This is a genomic window from Streptomyces sp. NPDC000941 (assembly GCF_053599555.1).
Genome location: NZ_JBSFMM010000049.1, coordinates 20,615 through 40,460, shown reverse-complemented (window position 1 = coordinate 40,460; position 19,846 = coordinate 20,615). Strand labels below are relative to the sequence as shown.

The 19,846-nt window shown below is 69.4% G+C and carries 20 protein-coding genes and 1 pseudogene; 12 read left to right on the top strand and 9 right to left on the bottom strand.

Annotation, left to right across the window (positions count from 1 at the left end; translation table 11 throughout):
- Window positions 1–235: 235 nt before the first annotated feature.
- Both ACWDSL_RS18150 and ACWDSL_RS18145 read left to right on the top strand, forming a co-directional pair.
- The gene (locus ACWDSL_RS18150) at window positions 236–1,081 is read left to right on the top strand and encodes a hypothetical protein (protein ID WP_450486456.1); all 846 of its coding nucleotides are present in this window, start codon (window positions 236–238) and stop codon (window positions 1,079–1,081) included.
- Entirely contained in the window at window positions 1,078–1,899 is an 822-nt protein-coding gene (locus ACWDSL_RS18145) for an APH(3'') family aminoglycoside O-phosphotransferase (protein WP_450486454.1), read from the top strand. The genes ACWDSL_RS18150 and ACWDSL_RS18145 overlap by 4 nt, the downstream gene beginning before the upstream one ends.
- 13 nt (window positions 1,900–1,912) lie before the next feature.
- Here the strand turns inward: ACWDSL_RS18145 and ACWDSL_RS18140 are convergent, their stop codons facing one another.
- The 3 genes from ACWDSL_RS18140 to ACWDSL_RS18130 form a co-directional block, all read right to left on the bottom strand.
- Window positions 1,913–3,244, bottom strand: coding sequence for a phosphatase PAP2 family protein (locus ACWDSL_RS18140; RefSeq protein WP_450486496.1), 1,332 nt, complete (start codon window positions 3,242–3,244; stop codon window positions 1,913–1,915).
- A 434-nt stretch (window positions 3,245–3,678) separates the two neighbouring features.
- Window positions 3,679–4,980 carry a cytochrome P450 gene (locus ACWDSL_RS18135; RefSeq protein WP_450486452.1) on the bottom strand — a complete coding sequence of 434 codons (1,302 nt, stop codon included), beginning with the start codon at window positions 4,978–4,980 and terminating at the stop codon, window positions 3,679–3,681.
- A gap of 126 nt (window positions 4,981–5,106) precedes the next feature.
- The gene (locus ACWDSL_RS18130; RefSeq protein WP_450486450.1) at window positions 5,107–5,625 is read right to left on the bottom strand and encodes a helix-turn-helix domain-containing protein; all 519 of its coding nucleotides are present in this window, start codon (window positions 5,623–5,625) and stop codon (window positions 5,107–5,109) included.
- A gap of 121 nt (window positions 5,626–5,746) precedes the next feature.
- Between ACWDSL_RS18130 and ACWDSL_RS18125 the strand changes: the two genes are divergently transcribed.
- The 6 genes from ACWDSL_RS18125 to ACWDSL_RS18100 all read left to right on the top strand — a co-directional run bounded on the left by ACWDSL_RS18125 (window position 5,747) and on the right by ACWDSL_RS18100 (window position 10,612).
- Window positions 5,747–6,238 carry a YbaK/EbsC family protein gene (locus ACWDSL_RS18125; protein WP_450486448.1) on the top strand — a complete coding sequence of 164 codons (492 nt, stop codon included), beginning with the start codon at window positions 5,747–5,749 and terminating at the stop codon, window positions 6,236–6,238.
- Between the two features lie 77 nt (window positions 6,239–6,315).
- Window positions 6,316–6,918: a maltokinase N-terminal cap-like domain-containing protein gene (locus ACWDSL_RS18120; protein WP_450486446.1), complete on the top strand. Its 603-nt coding sequence runs from the start codon at window positions 6,316–6,318 to the stop codon at window positions 6,916–6,918.
- Between the two features lie 165 nt (window positions 6,919–7,083).
- Complete coding sequence (locus tag ACWDSL_RS18115) at window positions 7,084–8,112, top strand: AraC-like ligand-binding domain-containing protein (RefSeq protein WP_450486444.1); 1,029 nt, start codon at window positions 7,084–7,086, stop codon at window positions 8,110–8,112.
- A gap of 175 nt (window positions 8,113–8,287) precedes the next feature.
- On the top strand, window positions 8,288–8,836 hold the full coding sequence (locus ACWDSL_RS18110) for a DUF1062 domain-containing protein (protein WP_450486442.1): 549 nt from the start codon (window positions 8,288–8,290) through the stop codon (window positions 8,834–8,836).
- A 125-nt stretch (window positions 8,837–8,961) separates the two neighbouring features.
- Window positions 8,962–9,531 (top strand): helix-turn-helix domain-containing protein, encoded by a 570-nt coding sequence (locus ACWDSL_RS18105; RefSeq protein WP_450486440.1) that lies wholly within the window; start codon window positions 8,962–8,964, stop codon window positions 9,529–9,531.
- A gap of 28 nt (window positions 9,532–9,559) precedes the next feature.
- On the top strand, window positions 9,560–10,612 hold the full coding sequence (locus ACWDSL_RS18100) for a threonine aldolase family protein (protein WP_450486438.1): 1,053 nt from the start codon (window positions 9,560–9,562) through the stop codon (window positions 10,610–10,612).
- A 48-nt stretch (window positions 10,613–10,660) separates the two neighbouring features.
- Here ACWDSL_RS18100 and ACWDSL_RS18095 read toward each other — a convergent pair whose 3' ends face one another.
- Complete coding sequence (locus ACWDSL_RS18095) at window positions 10,661–11,641, bottom strand: helix-turn-helix transcriptional regulator (protein WP_450486436.1); 981 nt, start codon at window positions 11,639–11,641, stop codon at window positions 10,661–10,663.
- Window positions 11,642–11,780: 139 nt separating this feature from the next.
- Between ACWDSL_RS18095 and ACWDSL_RS18090 the strand changes: the two genes are divergently transcribed.
- Window positions 11,781–12,518: an NIPSNAP family protein gene (locus ACWDSL_RS18090; protein WP_450486434.1), complete on the top strand. Its 738-nt coding sequence runs from the start codon at window positions 11,781–11,783 to the stop codon at window positions 12,516–12,518.
- Between the two features lie 20 nt (window positions 12,519–12,538).
- On the opposite strand, the gene ACWDSL_RS18085 is transcribed toward ACWDSL_RS18090, so the two are convergent.
- Window positions 12,539–13,519, bottom strand: a complete 981-nt coding sequence (locus ACWDSL_RS18085) for a proline dehydrogenase family protein (RefSeq protein ID WP_450486432.1) — start codon at window positions 13,517–13,519, stop codon at window positions 12,539–12,541.
- Between the two features lie 202 nt (window positions 13,520–13,721).
- Between ACWDSL_RS18085 and ACWDSL_RS18080 the strand changes: the two genes are divergently transcribed.
- The gene (locus tag ACWDSL_RS18080) at window positions 13,722–14,696 is read left to right on the top strand and encodes a phosphotransferase family protein (protein WP_450486494.1); all 975 of its coding nucleotides are present in this window, start codon (window positions 13,722–13,724) and stop codon (window positions 14,694–14,696) included.
- A 210-nt stretch (window positions 14,697–14,906) separates the two neighbouring features.
- On the opposite strand, the gene ACWDSL_RS18075 is transcribed toward ACWDSL_RS18080, so the two are convergent.
- A complete protein-coding gene (locus ACWDSL_RS18075) occupies window positions 14,907–15,908 on the bottom strand; it encodes an AraC family transcriptional regulator (protein ID WP_450486430.1) in 1,002 nt (333 codons plus the stop codon).
- An 82-nt stretch (window positions 15,909–15,990) separates the two neighbouring features.
- Here ACWDSL_RS18075 and ACWDSL_RS18070 point away from each other — a divergent pair, with 82 nt between their 5' ends.
- Window positions 15,991–16,878, top strand: coding sequence for an NAD(P)H-binding protein (locus ACWDSL_RS18070; protein ID WP_450486428.1), 888 nt, complete (start codon window positions 15,991–15,993; stop codon window positions 16,876–16,878).
- Between the two features lie 20 nt (window positions 16,879–16,898).
- On the opposite strand, the gene ACWDSL_RS18065 is transcribed toward ACWDSL_RS18070, so the two are convergent.
- Entirely contained in the window at window positions 16,899–17,762 is an 864-nt protein-coding gene (locus ACWDSL_RS18065) for an MFS transporter (protein ID WP_450486426.1), read from the bottom strand.
- Between the two features lie 119 nt (window positions 17,763–17,881).
- Window positions 17,882–18,163 (bottom strand): annotated as a pseudogene (locus ACWDSL_RS18060) (MFS transporter); the annotation flags it as partial.
- Between the two features lie 26 nt (window positions 18,164–18,189).
- Here ACWDSL_RS18060 and ACWDSL_RS18055 point away from each other — a divergent pair.
- The gene (locus tag ACWDSL_RS18055; protein WP_450486424.1) at window positions 18,190–18,714 is read left to right on the top strand and encodes a CGNR zinc finger domain-containing protein; all 525 of its coding nucleotides are present in this window, start codon (window positions 18,190–18,192) and stop codon (window positions 18,712–18,714) included.
- A gap of 72 nt (window positions 18,715–18,786) precedes the next feature.
- Here ACWDSL_RS18055 and ACWDSL_RS18050 read toward each other — a convergent pair whose 3' ends face one another.
- Window positions 18,787–19,776 (bottom strand): BtrH N-terminal domain-containing protein, encoded by a 990-nt coding sequence (locus tag ACWDSL_RS18050; protein WP_450486422.1) that lies wholly within the window; start codon window positions 19,774–19,776, stop codon window positions 18,787–18,789.
- Window positions 19,777–19,846 lie beyond the last annotated feature (70 nt).

Here is a 19,846-nt window from a genome sequence, read left to right as displayed (position 1 = left end):
GAGGCGGTGATCAGGGCGCGATCGGGGCCGCGCCGAGCGCCGTTGGCCCGGTCGTTCAGACGGGCGGCACCAGCAGTGTTCTCGTCACCGCCTTCCCGGCTTCTTCCCGGGAGGCCGACGGTCTGCCGCCCGGGCCGGTGTTTTCGTCGGCCGCGTACGCGAACTTGAGGCGCTGCTGGCGGACTCAGCCCCCGAAAGGCCCCTAAGGCTCCTACGGCCTCGAGAACGCCTCCCCATGTGCGTACCACGCGCACGGCTGCGTGCTGCCGGGGAGGCGGTCGGGCGCTACTGGTACGTCAAGGGCATCTACGTGGATCTCGGCCGCGCCGCGGAAACTTCGGCGGAGACCGCTGTGTTCACCGCGCTGGGTGGTCTGCTGCACTCGCTGGGAGTGTCCGCGTCGCAGCTCGCGGCGACGGCCGACGGCCGCGTGGCCCAGTACCGGTCCGCGGTGAGCGCGCTCGCCAAGCGAGGGAAGCCGGTGCTGGTGGTGCTGGACAACGTTTCCTCGCCGGCCGAGGCGGAACCGTTGCTGCCGCCGCATCCCCGTAACTGCGCGGTCGTCGTCGGCCGGCACCGGCTGACGGGCGGCGCGGTTGCGGGGGCGTGTCATCACGATCTGGGCCTGTTCGAACCCTCGGAGGCCGTCGAGTTCGTGGAGCGTGCGCTGGCGGCCGCGGACGAGCACGACCGTCGGGCGGCCGCCGACCCGGAGGCGGTCCGCGCGCTGTCCATGGCCTGCGGTCGGCTCCCGCTCGCGCTGGACCTGGCCGTGGGCCAGCTGGTGACGGACCGACGGATGCCGGTGTCAAAACCGGCCGACCGGCTGCAGGACACCCCGCGACCGTCGGCGCTGGATCTGCGGACGGACCCTGTCCGACCGGTATTCGCATGGTCCTACAGCCGACTGCCGGCCGGACAGGCCCGGCTGTTCCGGCTGTTGTCGCTGTATCCCGGTGCGCACTTCGGGGCTGAGGAGGCCGCGGCGCTCGGTGGACTGCCGGTTGCCGAGGCGGTGGACGGGCTCATGGAACTGTCCCGGGCCGCCGGCATGCCGGGCTGGTTAGAGTGGCCGCCATGAGCGATCACTCCGGATCCCAGGTCGTATCGCCGGTGCTGCTCGGCGTGGGTGGCGGCGACTGGTTGCCTGTCACCGCGGGCGAGTCGGGAGCCTCCGTCTTTCGCAGTGCGGGCGCCACCCGGTACGCCAAGTGCGTACCCGCTGCGGATACGGCCGACCTGGAGGCCGAGCGCGACCGGATCGCGTGGCTGAGCGGTCAGGGCGTACCGGGCCCGCGGGTGCTCGACTGGTACTCCGGTGACGCGGGCGCCTGCTTGGTGACCAGTGCCGTCTCCGGCATATCTGCCGATCAGATATCCGCTGGGGATCTGCGAGTCTCCTGGGGACGCATCGCGGACGCGGTCCGCCATCTGCACGAGCTGCCCGTGTCGGAGTGCCCATTCCGCCGGGGCCTGGACGCCATGGTCGCCGTGGCGAGCGACGTTGTGGCCCGTGACGCCGTGAACCCGGAGTTTCTTCCAGTCGAGCAGCAGCACACGCCCGCCGCGGAGTTGCTGACCCGTGTTACCCGGCAGGTACCCCGGCGACGGGAACAGGAGGCCGCCGACACGGTCGTCTGCCATGGGGACCTGTGCCTGCCGAACATCATCCTCGACCCGCGGACCCTGGACGTGTCGGGCTTCATCGACCTGGGCCGCCTCGGGCTGGCCGACCGCTACGCCGACTTGGCACTGCTGCTCGCCAATGCGCGGGAGACATGGACGGACGAGGAGCAGGCACGGGCAGCGGACGTGGCGTTCGCCGAGCGGTACGGCATCGCGCTGGACCACGACCGCCTGCGCTTCTACCTTCATCTCGACCCGCTCACCTGGGGCTGAACGGCGATACGACTCAGACCAGTTCGGGTTGCCGTTCCGGTTGCGGCGCTGGTGCGGCCTTCGGTTCCCACCGTTTGGTGGTCCGTACGTAGCCGTAGATCACTGAGGTCATCGCCAGAATGAGAAGTGGTCCGAACACCCACGGATATTCGGCCATCTCCATCGGCAGATAGCGATACGACAGCAAGAGCGCGGCGAAGACCGTTGTGCCATAAGCGACCAGCTGGATTCCTGACCGGTCCCAGCCGCGTTCGTGCGAGCGCAGAGCTGCCTCGATTGTGAGCGTGAACACCACGCCGGCGATGAGGTCCACGCCGTAGTGGTAGCCGAATCCCAGTGTTGCGCCGAGCGTGGCGATCAGCCAGAAGGTGCCCGCGAATCGCAGAATGCGTGGGCCCTTGCGGGAGTGAATGAAGATGGCGGTGGCCCACGCTGTGTGCAGGCTGGGCATGCAGTTACGCGGGGTGATCGCGTCGTACGGCACCGGGTGCGGGGTGGCGATCGGCGGCGGCGTGTCCGGCCACAGATCGGCCACCGCCCAGTGCAGGCCGCCGGTGCCGTAGGCGCCCGGGCCATAGGCGAAGATCGGTCCGACCACGGGGAAGATCATGTAGATGGCCGGCCCGACGAGGCCGATCACCAGAAAGGTACGCACCAGATAGTGGCCCGGGAAGCGGCGCTCGACCGCCACATGGCGCAGCTGGTACAGCGAGACGACGACCGCGGCCACCGCAAGCTGTATGTAGACCCAGTCGAGAAGGTGGGTGCCGATCGGGTCGGTGGCCCTGACAATCCGGCCTACCACCCACGACGGGTTGCCCAGCGCGTGATCGGCGGTTGCCACGTACTCGTCGAGCACGGTCGGGCGGGTCTTCGACGTGATCAGGAGCCAGGTGTCGCCGGTCTTGCGGCCGGCCACCAGCAGCAGGCCAAGCCCGACGCCCTTCAGCAGCAGGGCACGCTCCCGGCCGGTGCGGCGCGTGACAGCGATGACCCCGTAGCCCAGCATCACCCACAACGCGCCGTTGCCGAAGGGGTGGCCCTCAGTGATTTTGGCGCCAACCGCCCATCGCACCAGCACGAAGACGACGTCGATGCCGATCGCGACACCAGCCGCGATGAACCGTTGCCGCCAGGTGAGCACCACCATCATCAATGCCATACTGGCGTACAGCAGCGGCCCCGATTTGGGGGCGAATATCACCTCTTGCGCCTGGGTGGTCATCGGGCCCGGCAGGCCGTAGTGACGCGCGGCGATCTCCAGCGTGATGAGGAATCCGAGGGTCACCACGGCCGCCGTGGCCCACAGTATCGCCCGTGGTTGACGCAACGCGGCGAACGTAATTCTGTTGTTTATTCGCGAAAATATCCGCGATGGTGTCGATGTCAATTGTTTGGCCGATTTGATAGGTTTTGGTTGAGTAGGTTACTCATCGTGCTGGATGGTGCGGTTTTCCGGTGCGGGACGGGCGATGAGGGCGATCGTCGTGAGTCCGAACATGCTACCGGAGCGGTACGCCTGGGTTTCGCTGGTCACGGGTGGCGCGAAGGTCGGCCGATCCTCGGCTCAGGTATGGGTGTCTCGCGCGCCTGGCCTTTCAGCTATGACGATCTCGAGCCCTTTTACACCTCCATGGAGCAGCTGCTCCAGGTGCACGGGCAGACCGGCGACGCCGAACGCCTTGAACGTGAGCACGCCACGGACGGCCGGAAGGTCGTCGCGGCCGAGGCACGCCCCGACACCCGACGGCCCAACCGGCCCGCGGGTGACCGGGCGCTCTATGAGCCGTCCGGAGTGGGTGTGATGGTGGCGGGCATCGGGCCGTCGGGGCGGACCGTGAGCCCGAAGACCGGCGAGGCCGGGGTGGCGTGGAAGGAGGGGGAGAAGGCGGGCAGCAGATGCTCCAGGAGCACGGTCATCTCGCGCATGGCGAACTGCGCGCCCAGGCACGCTCGTGCGCCGAGGCCGAAGGGGTAGTACGCGCCGTGCCGGGCGGAGGGGCAGCCCTCGTCCGGGGTGGTGAACCGCTCGGGGGCGAATCGCTCGGGCTCGGGCCAGAGCGCCGGGTCGCGGTGGGTGAGGTACGGGCATACGAAGATGTCGGTGCCGGCCGCGATGTGGTAGCCGGCGAGGGTGTCGTCCTCGGTGGCGTGACGGGGGATCAGCCATCCCGACGGATAGAGCCGCAGGGTCTCCGAGGCGAGGGCCCGGATGGCCCTCTCGCGCTCGGGTGAGCCCGCGGGGCCCGCGTTCAGGGCCCAGTGGCGGGCTTCGGGGTGGCGGTCGAGCAGCAGATACAGCCAGGACAGCGTCGTGGCAGTGGTCTCGTGACCGGCGGCAAGCAGGGTGACCAGCTCGTCGCGGATCAGCTGGTCGGTGTACTCGGGGTGGTTCCGGCCGGCGTCCACCAGAACGCGCAGCAGGCCGGGGCCTTCCGGCCCCGCCTCTCCTCGGCGGGCGGCCGCGATCGCGTGTTCGGCGACGGCGTCGATCCTCGCGAGGTCCGCGGCCACGGCGGCGCGCAGCTCGGCTACGTCGGCCGACGCGGAGGGGGTGGCCGGTAGGGCGGCCCCCACCGCCTCGACCGCGGCGAGTTCGCGGTTCGTGGTCTCGTCGAGGGGGTGGCCGGTGAGGGAGCGCCAGATGGTGTCCAGAGCGAAGAAGCGCATGTCCTCGCCGACATCGGTCGGCGTGCCGGTACGTGCGCACTCCGCCCAGCGGTCGGCGGCGCGGCGTGCGGCGGCGACGATCCGCTGCTCGTAGCGGCGGATCCCCGCTCCGGTGAACTGGGCCTGGAGAAGGCGGCGCTGACGCTTCCACGGTTCCCCGACGGCGGAGAGCACCCCGTCTCCCACCAGCACACGGGCCCGATGGGAGCGCTTGACGTAGCGGTCAGGGTGCAGGGCGAGGACGTGATGCACCGCCTGCGGGTCGGTGACCAGCACTGTGGGGCGCGGACCGAGGCGCACCGCGCTGACCCCGCCGAGCTCGCGCGCCTGGGCCAGCAGGTCGACCACTGCCCCCGAGGTCGAGTGCCACTTCTTGACGGCCTCCGGAGCGAGCTCAGGGGGCAGGGGCATGGCACCGGGCCTGGGTGATGGGGAGGGGGCGCCTTGTGGGGCTGTGGTGGCCAATGTGCTCTCCTGCTCGATGACTGCGTCTGTGGACATGAGGGATAACGAGAGCGGACCCGGTCGATTGGTGCATCACTGCGGGTAGCGCACGACCAGCAGTGCCTCGACGTCTCCGAACGGTGCCTGATACAGGTGTGGTACGTCCGCGGCCCAACTCCCGTGCATACCGGGGCCGATCGAGACAGGGGCGGATAGGTCACCGACTCGTGCGGTGCCCGCGAGTACGACGATGTGCTCTGTGGTGCCGGGGGAGTGGGCGGCGGACTCCTGTGTCGTTCCGGCGCGGATGCGTATTCGGTAGGTTTCCGTGACCGCGGAGGCATCTTCGAATCGCTCGGTGAGGACGGCGTCCACGGCGCGACCGGAGATCTCGGCGGGAAGCGCGAGCCCGTGCAGCGCTGTGCTGAGGGGCACCTTGAGCGCTGTCGTGAGGGCGTAGAGCGTTTCCAGTGTGGGGTTGCGCCGTCCGCCTTCCAGTTCGGACAGTGTTCCCTTGCCGATGGCGGACCTGCGCGCCAGCTCGGACAGTGACAAATCCTGCGCTTCGCGCAACTCCCGCAGGCGCAAGCCGACGCGAGCGGCTAGATCCATGGCTACCCCTTCTCGCCGCCGAGGCTCGGTTGATCTGGTGCCCCGCGAGATCTATCGTTCCACATGCAGAACGTTCTGTATATGGAACGCACGATGGTGCGACGCTGCACGGAGGAATCACATGACGCCCCAGGAAAGTACGTCCCTGCCCGTTCGCAGCATGCAGGTGGCCCGCGTCCTCGCCGCGGCCGGCATCGCCGGCCAGGTACGCGAGCTGACGGAGTCGGCGCGCACGGCTGCCGAGGCCGCTTCAGCCCTGGGGTGCGACGTGGGCGCGATCGCCAACAGCCTCGTGTTCATCTCCGACGATGAGCCCGTGCTGGTGATGACCAGCGGCCGACACCGGGTGGACACCACCGCACTCGCCGCCCGATGGGGACGTGGCAGGCTCCGGCGCGCCACCGCCGAGCAGGTGCGTCAGGCCACCGGACAGGCGATCGGAGGCGTGGCGCCCGTCGGCCACCCCCGCGCCCTTCCCGCCGTGGTCGACGAAGCCCTGGCCGACTACTCCCGGGTCTGGGCCGCCGGTGGAACTCCCCACACGATCTTCCCCACCACGGCCGGTGAACTCGTCCGGCTCACGGGGGGACTGCTGCTCCCGGTTGGCCCATGAGAAAGGACAGCCGTTTCTTGTAGGTTCGACACGTCCCGTTGGGGGACGGGTCCAGATCTACGTATGAGGGAGCTCGTATGGCCTCCATCCACCACACCACCATGACGCCCACCAAGCTGGAACTGCTCAGCGAGTGGCTGCCGAAGCAGAGCTGGTACGTGGGCAACGCGGAAACGCCGGAACTGGTGAAGGCCGGTGGGTTCCGTTTGGACGACCCGCAGGGCGCGGTCGGGATCGAGTTCATGGTCGTGGTGGACGGCGCCGCGCAGGAGCCGGTGGCGTATCTGGTGCCGATGGGCTACCGCGGTGCGGCGCTGGAGGGCGCCCCGGGCGAGGCGCTGATCGGCACCTCTGAGCACGGGGTGCTCGGTACCCGGTGGATCTACGATGGCGTCCACGACCCGGTGGTGATGGCGCAGTTGGGCGCGCTCCTGCGCGGCGAGGCGGTGCCGCAGCACCAGAGCAAGAGCGACACCCCTGACCCGACCGTCACCGTGCATGGCGCTGACCCTGATGACGGGCTTGACGTTCACGTCAACCGCGTCCTGCGGCCGGCGGAGGCCGAGGCGGAGGCGGAGTCCGAGGCCGCGCAGAGGTCGTCCGGACACCTCGTCGCCGGGTGGGCCTGGCCGAACGGAACGGCTGCCCGGGGCGTATTCGTGGCCGTGGCGCCACGGTAGGAGGTCGTGTGAGGCTCTGCTGACCGCCGGCCTCTCGCCCAGCGGGACGTCGCGCTGCCACCAGCGGATTCAAGGTTTATGACAGGCCTCGGTAAGCCCGGCCGTGCATGGTCGTTCCACCACCGAAGAACCGTAGGTGTGACCGGGGGATATGGGGCGTGGGGCATGTTGGTGACCGAGTTCAGCACGGAGGTTGTGGCGCCGCCGGAGCGGTTTGAGCTGTTCAGTGAAGTGACCGCGCAATCGCACGTGCCCAACCGATTACGCAGCAACGATCGGGATGACTTCCGTGCCAGTATGCGAGTTCTGCATTTGGGGGAGTTGGAGGTCTCCGCGATTTCCTTTTCGCATCTGGAGGTCGTGCGAACGGCGAAGCTGATCCGGCAGTACGATCCCGATGCGTACCAGATCAACTGTCTTCTCGGTCAGGAGGGAGCTCTCTCCCTGGCCGGACGTGACACCGCGCTGCAGGTCGGTGACCTGGTGGTGCTGGATACGAGCCGGCCCTATCACGGCGATGTTCACGCCGTCCGCGGCGGTTGGTCGCATATGACCGTGCAGTTCCCTCGGAAACTGCTGCCGCTGCCGGAAAAGACGGCGCAGTCTGTCCTCGGCGTCCCGATCAACGGGCGCCGCGGCATGGGCGGGGTGTTCACCCGCTGGCTGACCGACCTCAATGCGCGCGCCGGCGAGTTCACCCCGGCCGATATCCCCACCCTCGCCTCGGTCACCCTGGACCTCCTGGCGTCCGCACTCGCCCGCTGCACGGATGCCGAGGCGGCGCTGAGTCCGGAGACCCGCAGAAACGCCCTGCGGACCCAGATCAACATCTTCGTCGAACAGCATCTCACCGACCCGGATATGACTCCCCAGACGATCGCGGACGCCCACCACATCTCTCTGCGCCACCTCCAGCAGCTGTTCGCCGAGAGCGACACGTCACCAGCAGCCTGGATACGCCGCCGCCGTCTGGAACGCTGCTGCGACGACCTGGCCAACCCGAGTCTGAAGAGCCGACCGATACAGACCATCGCGGCCCGCTGGGGCTTCGCCGACCCGGCACACTTCAGCCGCCTTTTCCGGGCCACCTACGAGATGACCCCGCGGGACTACAGACACCTGGCCGTGCCCTTTCGCCGTGGCGCTGAGACGGGCGGGGTAGGCGGGGGCCGGTATGCGTCCGTCCCTGGGTAAACCAGTGGACCGGTGCCGCTGTGCGCCACTACCGTCCTGCCGAACCAAGTCGTCTGGTCAAGGATGTGCCGTTGTACACCGTGTGAGACCTCCCGAGCGCTGATTTGTCGCGCGTCGCGCATATGCGCCGCGCTGCTTTTTGCTGCGGATTTCTCACTGAAACCGGTGTACTTCTGTGCTCAACCACTGGGTGGTCGTGCCCACCTGCCTGCCGCTCGTTCGCCGCCGTTGCCACGCGTGCGCGTCCGAGCGCTTCCGGGCAAGCGGTAAATTTCGCGTCAACGCGAACCACAAGCTCATCGACGCCTGGCTCCTCGTGCTCTGTACCGCTTGCGGGGAGACTGCAAAGCTCACGGTCCTGGAGCGGATGAATGTGCGCTCCGTACGACCTGAGCTGCTGGACCGGCTGCATGACAACGACCCTGGCCTGACAGCTGAGCTGCTCCAGGATCCGGTCGTGCAGCGCCGTAATCGCATCGCCCTCGACTGGGACAACGCCTGGCGTCTCGACACCGGCGGATCGGATCACCTGGACCGTGAGGTGATCGACGTCTCGGTCCGCTTTGCGGCGCGGATTCCTGTCCGGCCGGTGCGACTGATCGCTGAAGGTTGCGGTCTTTCGCGGGCCGAGGTCGAGAGACTGATCACGGAGGGGAAACTCGTTTCGGCAGTCCGGCTGAGCGGCAAGCACTCCGGCCACTTCACCTTCACGCTCAAGCGCTGAGCCCTCCTCGGGACCGGGGGCCTGTCCGGGAAGATCCGCCGGACAGGCCCCTGGCGCACTTCCTTCATCAGCTTCGTTCGTTATAGTGAACATAACGTTTAACGCTATGGAGAGTAGGTGTGGTGATGGCCCCGCCGTCCGGGCAGTCGACGAGTGGCACCGCCGCGGCGGTGGGAGCGCAGATCCGTCGGCGTCGTGAACAGCGCGGGATGAGCGGCTCCGAACTGGCGAGGCGCGCGGGCCTGAGCAAGGCGACGCTGTCGCAGCTGGAGGCCGGTAAGGGGAATCCGACGATCGAGACGCTCGACGCGCTCGCCATCGCGCTCAGGATCCCGCTGACCGACCTGCTGACCCGCGACACCGACCCCGGCCCGGTGTTCGTCGCCGGCACCGGCCTCGCCGAGGACGAGGTCGGCCGGGAACTGCTCCGCCGGATCAGCAGCGGCCACAGCCTGGAGATCTGGCGGCTGCGGATGCCCGCCCGCACCGAGCTGGCGGGCGTGCCGCATGCGACCGGCACCGTGGAGCACCTGCTGGTCGCCACGGGCCGGCTGACCGCCGGACCCACCGACAGCCCGCGCCTGCTGGGGGCGGGCGATCTGCTCGCCTTCGCCGGCGACGCCCCCCATGTCTACCGCACCGACACCGAACCGGCGGACGTCACCGTCGTCATCGCCTCGCCCATCGTCAGCTGAGAACCACCCCGAAAGTCAGGCACACACCATGAGCACGACCACCCCCGACGCTCGCGCCTTCACCAGCGACAACGTCGCCGGGGCCGCACCGCAGATCATCGACGCCATGGCCCGGGCCGCCGCCGGACCGGCCGCACCGTACGGCGCGGACAGCTTCACCGCCGACGTACGGCGCCGCCTGTGCGAGATATTCGACCGTGACGTCGACGTACTGCTCGTCTCCACCGGCTCCGCGGCCAACGCCCTGAGCCTGGCAGCCCTCACTCCGCCCTGGGGCAGCGTGCTGTGCCACCGCGACAGCCACATCAACAACGACGAATGCGGCGCGCCCGAGTTCTACACCGCGGGCGCCAAGCTCGTCCCGCTCCCCGGCGACGACGCCAAGATCGACCCCGAGGCGCTACGGGCGGCCGCCCGGCACAAGCGGGGGGACGTACACAGTGTGGAGCCTTCCGTGGTGAGCATCACCCAGGCCACCGAGACCGGCGCCGTCCACACCCTCGACGAACTCCACACCCTCGGATCCATCGCCAAGGAAGCGGGCCTGCGCCTCCACATGGACGGCGCACGCTTCGCCGGCGCCGTCGCCGCCCACGGCTGCACCCCCGCCGAGATGACCTGGCAGGCCGGCGTCGACGTGCTTTCCTTCGGGGCCACCAAGAACGGCACCATGACCGCCGACGCCATCGTCGTCTTCGACCGCTCCCTCACCCCCGAACTCGCCTTCCGCGCCAAGCGCGCCGGGCAACTCGCCTCCAAGATGCGCTTCCACGCCGCCCAGCTCGCCGCCTACCTGACCGACGACCTGTGGCTGCACAACGCGACCCACGCCAACGCCATGGCCGCCCACCTCCAAGAAGGACTCAAGGCCCTGCCGGACATCGGCTTCCCCGGCGCGGTCGAGGCCAACATCGTCTTCTGCCGCCTGCCCCAGCGCGTCATCGACGGACTCCTGTCCGAGGGCTACGCCTTCTACCACGACCGCTGGGAGCCGGGAGTCGTCCGCTTCGTCACCTCCTTCGCGACCACACGGGAGGACGTCGACGGCCTGGTGAACGCCGTCCGCCGACTTACTGCCTGACCAGGCAGACCGAGGAGCTATCACGACCGCCGGACGCGCGTCCTGACGTCAGCGGAGTCCGTAGGCCCGGGCGAGTACGCCCACGGTGGTGGCCATGGCCTGGCGCAGTTCGGCCGGCGCGACGACCTCGACGTCGACGCCGAGCCGCAGCAGTTCGCCGCACGCGTGGTAGGTGCTCTCGGTCGGGATGACGGCCTCGACCCATCCGTCGTCGCCGACGGCGGTCGCGGTGGAGTCGACGGCCCGTACCACCTCCGGGGGGACGTTGTCGGGCAGGCGTCGGCGTCCCTGTGGGGACAGACGGATGGTGGCGGTGCCGGTGTAGCGGCGTGCCTGGAAATCGTCGAGGTAGGAGGCCCAGTACGCGCCCAGGTCGAATCCCTGCGGCCGGTCGAACCGTTCGTCGGTCAGCACCGCGTCGAGGACTTGGGCGACCCGGTAGGTCGCGATCCGGCTGTCCGTGGCGGCGGCCACGAAATACCAGGTTCCGGATTTGAGCACCAGGCCATAGGGGCGTAGGCGGCGATTCACCTCCTGCGGAGCGCGCCAGCGGCGATAGCGCACATCCACCGCACGCCCGGTGAGCACCGCGTCGACGAACAAGGGCAGCTGCGGCGTCTGTTCGGGCTCCCGGTACCAGCCGGGAGCGTCCAGGTGGAACACCGCCGCGGTCCGCGCCGCCTCCTCGCGCAGTCCCGTCGGCAGCGCGGCCAGCAGCTTCAGCCGGGCCGCCGTCACCTCCGCCGCGAGGCCCAGGTCGGCGGCGGGCCCGGGCAGTCCGGCGAAGAACAGCGCCCGTGCCTCGCCCTCACTCATCCCGGTCAGGCGGGTGCGATAGCCGTCGAGCAGCTGATAGCCGCCCCCGCGGCCCGGCTCCGCGTAGACCGGGACCCCGGCGGCCTGTAGCCGTGCCAGGTCACGGTAGGCGGTCCGGATGGATACCCCCAGCTCATCGGCGACCCCGCGCGCGGACATGCGGCCGCGGGATTGCAGCAACAACAGCAGCGACAGCAATCGACCCGCAGACATGGGCGCATTCTCCCCGGAAACCCTGACAGCCCCTGGCACACGGCTCCTCTAGCGTCAATGCACATCCGGCTCGGCCGAAGGGCCGGCCGGAAAGCCACACCCGAACACCCGAAGAAGAGCACCGAACAGGAGTTCCGCCGTGTCACCCACCGACCTCGTCGGCCGCCCAGCTGTGATCGAGCTTCGCCAGTACACGCTGCGTCCCGGCCGACGTGATGAGCTCATCGAGCTGTTCGACCGGGAGTTCGTCGAAACGCAGGAAGAGACCGGGATGGTCGTGCTCGGCCAGTTCCGGGACCTTGACGATCCGAACCGCTTCGTCTGGCTGCGCGGGTTCCCGGACATGACGGTACGGCACCGTGCGCTGACGGCCTTCTACGGCGGACCTGTCTGGGCCGAGCACGGTCCCCAGGCCAACGACACCATGGTCGACTCCGACGATGTCCTGTTGCTGCGGCCCCTGTCGGACGGGAGCGGCTTCGCCGTCTGCCCGCCCGAGCGGCCCCGGGCCGGTGCTCCGGCACCGGACCGGTTCGTGTCCGCCACCGTGTGGTCCTTCCCTCCCGGACGGCCCGACGGCATCGCACTCATCCGGGACGGCCTCCTCCCCGTGCTCCACAAGACGGGACCCGCGCCACTCGCCGTCCTGACCACCGAGACGGCGCACAACACGTTCGCCAGGCTGCCGGTCCGCACCGGAGAGAACGTCGCCGCGGTCTTCACCTCGTACCCCGACGAAAGTGCGTATCGCCGGCACCTCGCCGAAGTGCAGGACCACCCCCTCACCCGGGAGTTTCTGCCGGGTATCGAGAGCGAACAGACAGCGGCCCCCCGGACACTGCGCCTGGCGCCCACGGGCCGCTCGCTCATCTCCTGACTCCTCGGCCGAACCGGCCCCTACCAGCCGGCGGCGTCGGTGACGGCGCGGAAGAACCGTTGCGGTTCTTCCGCGATCCGGTTGCACACATACAGCCACCACTCGGTGCCGTAGACGATGTACTCCCGGGTGGGGTGGCCCTTGTCCCGCATGGCGGCAACCCGATCGGGGCCCAGTCCGAGCAGGGTCTCGACCTCCCACGGCGCGCCCTGGTCGTGCGCACGGCCGGCCAGCATCGGCTCCAGCGCATCGAGCATTGTCCAGTCGTGGGTGGCGAAGGAGCACAGGTGGCCACTGTCGACCAGGGCTTGGGCGTAGCTCAGATACGCCTCGTGCAGCTCGCGGCTGCCACGTGGATAGGCGATCGTCTCCGGCTCGAAGAATGATCCCTTGGCCAACCGGATCCGCCCCGGGCGGCGGAGCAGGACAGGCATGTCGTCGACAGTCCTGTGCAGCCGCGCCTGAATGGTGATCCCGACGTGGTCGAACTGCTCACACAGCGCCCCGTGAATGTCGAGGACCGCATCAGTGCGGTCCGATCCCTCCATCGAGATGACCATCTCCTGGCCCGCGGCGGCCGTCGCCTCGGCGATCCGCCGGCCGTTGCGCAGCGCCAACCCAGCGTCCATGGCGAGCCCGATGTGGGACAGGTCAAGCGAGACGGAGCAGTCGTGCCCGGCCGCGCCCAGGCGCTCACTCACGTCCACGAAAACGTCTGTCGCGGCGTTGGCGCGGTCGGCGTCGCGGCAGCTCTCACCCATGTAGTCCACGGTGGCGCGATGTCCGCGCTGGTTGGTCTCGGCAACCTGCGCCAGCGCTTCGGCCACCGTCTCGCCGGCCACGTACCGGCGGGCGATGCGCCGCGCCAGCGGGCCCAGCGTCGGATCGGACGGCACTTGCTCCTTGAGCTTCTCGTCGAGCGCCAACCGGCGGATGACGTCCGCGACTTGGGCAAAAGAGACGTCATCGCCGACCGTACCGGCTGCATCCTGCTGGCCCATATGCCACCTCATCACTGGGAACAGACGTGAGGCGACACTAACCGAACGTTCGGTCGGCATGCAAGATCGACGGCCGAGGCCTGGGTTGAGGTCTGGCTCGGCGCCTCGGATGCGGAAAACCCATCGCTTCCGCGCCGATGCTCCCGTAGGATGCGCGGGCTGTGGTGGGGGAGAGGCAGTTCGGAACGTGGCACCCAGGTCAGTGACGAGGGAGCAGTTGGCGAGTGCGGCGCGGGCCGCGCTGGGCGGCGGGCGGCGGCTGGTGGCGGCCCCGCGGGTGGCGGGCGGCAGTAAGAAGGGCGTCTACCGCCTGGTGATGGACGACGCGACGACGGCGATCGCCTACCTGTGGGACGACGCCGAGAACTACTGGCCGACGGCCGAGGGCGACGACGACCTCACCGACCCGTTCTCGCCCGGTCTCGGGCTCGGCCTGTTCGAGGCCGCGCACGCACGGCTGGATGCACTCGGCATCCGCGTCCCGGCAATCCGTCTCGTCGACCGCGACGGCGCCCACTGTCCGGCCGACCTCGCGATCGTCGAGGACATCCCGGGCGAGAACCTGGAGGAACTACTCGCGCGCGACCCACACGCGGCTGCCCCGGTCATGGCCCGGCTCGGGGAAGCCCTGGAGGCCATGCGGCGTCATCGGGTCCCCACGTACGGCAAGGTGGCCGTGGTGGACGGAGGAGGAACGTCGCGCGGGACGTCGTGTGAGGGAGTCGTCCTGGACCGTGCGCTGCGGGACCTCGCCGAGGGGGCGTCGCGTGATCCCCGGATCGTGGCAGCCCGCGACCGGCTGGAGGAGCGACTGCTGAGCCTGGCGGCCGCGGTGCGGCCGCGCGCGGAGTACGCAGTCGTGCACGGCGAACTGGGGCCCGACCATGTGCTGGTGGACGCGGGCGGGGACCCCGTGGCAATCGATATCGAGGGCTCGATGTACTTCGACGTCGAGTGGGAGCACGTCTTTCTGCAGATCCGCCTGCACGACGCCTACCGACCGCTGGCGGTGGACGGACTCGACGAGGACCGGCTGAAGCTCTACATGCTGGCACAGCGGCTCTCGCTGACGGCGGGGCCACTGCGGCTGCTCGACGGGGACTTCCCCGACCGGGCGTTCATGGCCGGCATCGCCGAGTACAACCTGAAGAAGACACTGGAACTGGTCCGCGCCTGAACGCCGCCCCTGGTGTCTCTCCTTTTGGAGTGCGATCAGCGCCTTGCCGTCGGCACGGCGCTTTGAAGGTCTGTGAGGTAGGCGGTGTCTCCCGCGACGACGGTGGCGGCGCAGGTGCCGGCGTCGCCGCAGCCGGCGATGTAGTCATCGCCGAGTTCGGCCTTGCGACGTACGAGTCGCGCAGCAGCCGCGACGGATCTGAACTCGGCGTTACGGTGACGGCGGTGGGGAGCCGATGGCCTCGTCGGTCGCGGCGTCCGGGTCGCCTTGGTCGCGGATCTGGCGGCGCCAGAGCGAGGGGCTGACGCCTCGGGCGCGCTTGAATGCCACGCTGAAGGCGAACGCGTCCTCGTACCCCACCTCGTGGGCCACTGCGGAGACGGTCGCCTCGGTGTCACGGAGCAAGTCCGCCCCCAAAGTCATTCGCCAGCCGGTGAGATAGGTGAGCGGGGGTTCGCCGGCCAGGGCTCTGAAGCGTGCGGCGAAAGCGGCGCGGGACATGCCGACCTTGGCGGCCAATTCGGCAACCGTCCACCGATGGGCGGGATCCTCGTGCAGCAGGCGCAGCGCGTCGCCGATCGCGGGATCGGCCAGCGCCTGGTACCAGGCCGGCGCCCCCTCTGAGCCGGCACACCATGCCCGCAAAGCCAGCACGAGCACAAGATCCAGCAGCCGGTCGAGGACGGCGTCCTGACCGGGTTCGTCGTGGGCGACCTCGGCGGCCAGTAGGTCCAGCGCCGCCCGGGTCCGCGGGCCGGAGGGCACGACTGCCAGCGGTGGGAGCATGTCCAGCAGGCGGTCGCCCACGTCGCCGCGGAGTTCGTAGGCGCCCCGGAGCATGATGGTGGCCCCGGGCAGACCGTCGCCGTACGTACGGGGCGCCAGGCTCCAGTGAGTGCCCGGCGCTTCTCCGTCCCCGTCGATGATGTGTTTCTTTCCTCCCTGGATCACGACCTGAGGTGGGGTGGAAGGGGCGTCGGCGATTGTGTACCGGCCGGGTGCGGTGATGAGGGCGATATCGCCGGCGGCGAGGCGTACCGGTGCGGTGTCCGCGTCATCGAGCCGTACCGAGGCGTGGCCGACGAGCGTGGTCACCACCGTGAGCGGTGGGGCGTCGGCGAAAGTCAGCGACCACGGAGGACGCTGGATCAGCTGCCTGACCAGCGCATTCCTGGCGCGGGCCCGGTGCAGCAGATCGCTGAGGACGTCCATGAGGTGAGATTAGACGATCGCAAAGGTGATGACGACGTTCTCCCATGGAACGTCTACGACGTCGTGGAGTTCTCTGGACGGCATGAACAACATCCTCGTCCTCGGCGGCACCGGCAAGACCGGCAGCCGCATCGCCCGGCGCCTGAAGGCCGCCGGCCGGCCGGTCCGCACGGCGTCCCGCACCAGCGGCGATATCTCCTTCGACCTGGACAGCCCGACGAGCTGGGCGCCCGCGCTCGACGGCGTCACCGCCGCCTACCTCGTGGAGCCCAACTTGCAGATGAACGCGGACCGCCAGGCGCGCATCCCCCGGTTCGTGACCGAGGCGGTGGCCGCGGGTGTGCGGCGGTTGGTGCTGCTGTCCGCCCCGCGCGCCGGCGAGGACGGCCACCCGCTGCATGCCGCCGAGCAGGCCGTGCGCGGCTCCGGTGTCGACTGGACCATCCTGCGCCCCAACTGGTTCTCGCAGAACTTCAGCGACGGCCCCTGGTCGCCCGGCATCCTCAACGGAACCCTGGCCCTGCCCACCGGCGACGGGCGCACGCCCTTCATCGACGCCGAGGACATCGCCGAGGTCGCCACGTCGGCGCTGACCGAAGACCGCCACCACACCCAGATCTACGAGTTGACCGGCCCACGGGCGATCGGCTTCGGCGAAGCGGCCGACCTCATCGCCAAGGCCACCGGGCGCACGATTCGACACGTCGACATCGCCCCAGATGCCTTCAGCGAGCGCCAGATCACCGCAGGTGTCTCACCCGATGTCGCACGACTGTTCACCGAACTCCTCGTGGCCATCGGCAACGGCTCGGGGGCCGCGCTCTCCGACGACGTGGAGCGAGCCCTCGGCCGGCGGCCCAGGACCTTCGAGAACTTCGTCACCGAGACCGCGGCCGCGGGCCGCTGGGACGAAAGTTCCCCCGCCTCGGCCGCGCGCCACTTCCTGAATCTCGCAGCGCCTCCCCGGTAGCCGTTGGGGAGGCGCCCGGGTCAGCGGCTGCGGCGTTCCGCGTTGGCCGTGACCGCCAGGGCGACGGCGGTCAGCAGGGACAACAGTGCCCAGGCCGGGGTGAAGCTGCCGGTGAGGTCGACCAGCAGGCCGAGCGTGGGCGGCACCGTGACGATGGCGATCTGGTTGACGGACATGGCCAGGCCCAGGGCGAAGCCGGTCTTGCCCGGTGGGGCCGCCTCGGTGACGTAGGCGACCCATGGGCCGTACCAGCCGAAACCGAAGAAGCCCAGCCAGACGAAGACGATGGAAGCGACGACCGGTGTCCGTCCGGCCGGTGTCATCAGCACGGCCAGCCCGGCGATCACGGCGACCATGCAGACCAGCACGATGGCATAGCGCCCGGTCCCGCTCCGGTCGCTCCAGGCCGCCAGGCAGATCCGACCCGCAACGCCCGCACCCTGGGACGCCACCAGGGTCAGGGCCGCCCGCCCGGCGCCCACCGATGACGCCTGGTGGAGGTGGAGCACCGTCAGGATGCCCACGCCGCACTGCACCGAGATCAGACTGGTCCCCGACAGCATGATCTTCACCGTGGACGGTTCACGGAGCATGCGCAGCCGGGCACGGAGCTGCGCCGCGAGCGAGTCCGACGGCTCCTTGCCCTGCGTCGGTGCGGGCGGTGCGGGCGGTGCGGGACGTACGGGCGGCCGACGGTAGCAGCCCATGAAGAGCGCGGCTCCGAACAGAGCGACGAAGCCACTGGTCAGCAGCGTCGCCCGCCAGCCGAACTCCTCCGCGACGAGCGGGAGTACGGCCGAGGCGAGCGCCGCACCCAGGGGCAGCCCGGCCTGCCGGATACCCATCGCGAAGCCCCGCTGTGACGCGTCGAACCAGGACGCCACCGACTTGCTCCCGCCCGGCTGGACGGTGCTGTATCCCGCGCCGACCACCAGCAGAGGCCCAGCAGGGCCGCGTATCCCGGCGCCAGGCTCCCCGCGCCCAGAGCCAGCGCGACCACGCCGGCCCCGATCCCGACCACCCAGCGCTCGTTGTAGCGGTCCAGCAGTTCGCCGGCCACCAGCAGCCCGGCCAGCGGCACGAGTTGGGCCGCCGAGACCAGCAGACCCAGCTGCGCCGTGCTCAGGTCCAGGGCGCGCTGAAGGTGGACGCCGAGCGCTCCGATGCCGCCCACGAAGAAGCCGGACGCGGCCTGGGTGAAGGTGGCGATGCCCAGCACGATCCAGCGATAACGCCACGGGTCGGGGGCCTGGGATCTGGCGCGTCCGGCGGTTTCTTGTGTCATGCCGGCCACACTGCTGTAATGGTCTGATGCGGCTCAACCCTTACGGCGAGGACGCGGTGAACCTGGCCGCGGACCTTGCCAACCGCCGGCCCGAGAGCGCGGATGAGCTGGCAGACCGCTGCCGCGCCGCCGGGCTCACACTGGAGTGCCCGGTGACGGAGGACGACCTCGACCGCGCCCAGACCGCACTGAACGCCTGGGAGCGGGTCGTCGACGCCGCCGGGGAGCAGGAGCGCGCCGAGCTGCTGAACCGGATGCTGGCCGAGGCCGCCGCCTACCCCCGGCTGACCTCCCACTCCGGTACGGGCTGGCATCTGCACTACCGGGATGCGGAACAGCCGCTCGGCTCCGTACTGTTCACGCTGTTCGCGGTCGGCACCGCACTGCATCTGGCGGGCCGGGGCATGCAGCGGCTGCGGCGCTGCGAGGTGACCGAGTGCGATACGGCCTTCGCCGACACCTCGCGCACCGGACGACAGCGCTACTGCTCACAGCGCTGCGCCAACCGTGACGCCGTCCGCAGGCACCGGGCACGAGCGGCGGTCACCTGACCGGCCTTGGGGGAGTCGGCGACGGCGGTCCTGCTCGGGCGGATAGTGACCCACGTCCCGCCCGAGGCACTCTTACTGCCCCAGGCGGCTCAGCGTATGCATGGCCTCGCGCTCGATGCGTGAAAGATCGCGGAGGACGGTGCCCGCCTGTACGAGGCACTGCGCATCGCCTGATTCACCGGCTTTTGTGATCAGTGCTGCGACTTCCGTCCACAGGGTGGCTGCCTCGGCGTACAGCTCGTGGCCGGTGCGCAGGTGGCTGCTGTCGAGGTGTTGGGCGCATTCGGCGAGGAAGTCGCGGTAGAGGTTACGGAACAGGGCGCCGCCCGTGCCCGCCTTCTCCATCAAGAGGGCGGCCTGCGGCAGGTCCCGCTGTGGGTTGTCGGTCCGCTGGAGCCATGTGCGTACCAGCTTGCCGGTCTTTTCGATGCCTCGGTGGCCGAGGTTGGCGATGGGCGGGTGGAGGAAGGCGTCGGCGCAGGCGGTGATGGCGGGAATGATCTGGCTCTGTGGGGAGGGCAGGTCGCTCGGGACGGTGAGGGTGAAGGACCGGTGTTTGGCGGTCATCGGGCCGCGCGCGGCCCTGGCCTGGGCAAGGCTGGTCAGGCCGGTGGATACCGTTCCGCCCTGCTGGTCGGTGTCCATCAGATAGGCGTCGCGGTCGTCGTAGCCGTACATGGCGACGACATGACCGCCGAAGTGCACCTTCGAGGCGAAATAGTCCAGGTGGTAGCTGTCGAGCTGAAGTCCGACGGGGTGGCCGGCGTCGATGGAGGACACCACGTTCTGCCATGCCTTGCGGGGGGAGGCGGTCTCCTGGACCAGGAGTTCCAGCCCGAGCCGGGTGGCCAGGTTTGTGGTGAGGTCGAAGGGCCTGACCCGTCCTCCGAGGAAGGGGAAGCCCATGTTCTTGCTGTCCCAGTAGATGAAGGACAGACCGGAACCGAGGCCGAAGAGCATGGGCTCGGACAGATCGAGTCCCTGGTGCCGCAACAGCACCCCGAGAGCCGTCGTCTCGCAGTGCTGCGTACGGCGGGCATCAATGTCTATCACCGTGGTCATGCCGTGCTTTCCTGGGTGGGGATGATCAGCCGGGTCCTTCGTTTTGTACGCCACCATGGTGGACTCTCCC

Bases quoted from the DNA above. Each gene is read 5' to 3' on its own strand.
- ACWDSL_RS18085 (WP_450486432.1), bottom strand. From the start codon at position 13,519: ATGGGCCAGCAGGATGCAGCCGGTACGGTCGGCGATGACGTCTCTTTT.
- ACWDSL_RS18150 (WP_450486456.1), top strand. From the start codon at position 236: ATGTGCGTACCACGCGCACGGCTGCGTGCTGCCGGGGAGGCGGTCGGG.
- ACWDSL_RS18055 (WP_450486424.1), top strand. From the start codon at position 18,190: ATGCGGCTCAACCCTTACGGCGAGGACGCGGTGAACCTGGCCGCGGAC.
- ACWDSL_RS18075 (WP_450486430.1), bottom strand. From the start codon at position 15,908: ATGGACGTCCTCAGCGATCTGCTGCACCGGGCCCGCGCCAGGAATGCG.
- ACWDSL_RS18120 (WP_450486446.1), top strand. From the start codon at position 6,316: ATGGCCTCCATCCACCACACCACCATGACGCCCACCAAGCTGGAACTG.
- ACWDSL_RS18050 (WP_450486422.1), bottom strand. From the start codon at position 19,776: ATGACCACGGTGATAGACATTGATGCCCGCCGTACGCAGCACTGCGAG.
- ACWDSL_RS18145 (WP_450486454.1), top strand. From the start codon at position 1,078: ATGAGCGATCACTCCGGATCCCAGGTCGTATCGCCGGTGCTGCTCGGC.
- ACWDSL_RS18130 (WP_450486450.1), bottom strand. From the start codon at position 5,625: ATGGATCTAGCCGCTCGCGTCGGCTTGCGCCTGCGGGAGTTGCGCGAA.
- ACWDSL_RS18105 (WP_450486440.1), top strand. From the start codon at position 8,962: ATGGCCCCGCCGTCCGGGCAGTCGACGAGTGGCACCGCCGCGGCGGTG.
- ACWDSL_RS18070 (WP_450486428.1), top strand. From the start codon at position 15,991: ATGAACAACATCCTCGTCCTCGGCGGCACCGGCAAGACCGGCAGCCGC.
- ACWDSL_RS18125 (WP_450486448.1), top strand. From the start codon at position 5,747: ATGACGCCCCAGGAAAGTACGTCCCTGCCCGTTCGCAGCATGCAGGTG.
- ACWDSL_RS18135 (WP_450486452.1), bottom strand. From the start codon at position 4,980: ATGCCCCTGCCCCCTGAGCTCGCTCCGGAGGCCGTCAAGAAGTGGCAC.
- ACWDSL_RS18095 (WP_450486436.1), bottom strand. From the start codon at position 11,641: ATGTCTGCGGGTCGATTGCTGTCGCTGCTGTTGTTGCTGCAATCCCGC.
- ACWDSL_RS18115 (WP_450486444.1), top strand. From the start codon at position 7,084: ATGTTGGTGACCGAGTTCAGCACGGAGGTTGTGGCGCCGCCGGAGCGG.
- ACWDSL_RS18100 (WP_450486438.1), top strand. From the start codon at position 9,560: ATGAGCACGACCACCCCCGACGCTCGCGCCTTCACCAGCGACAACGTC.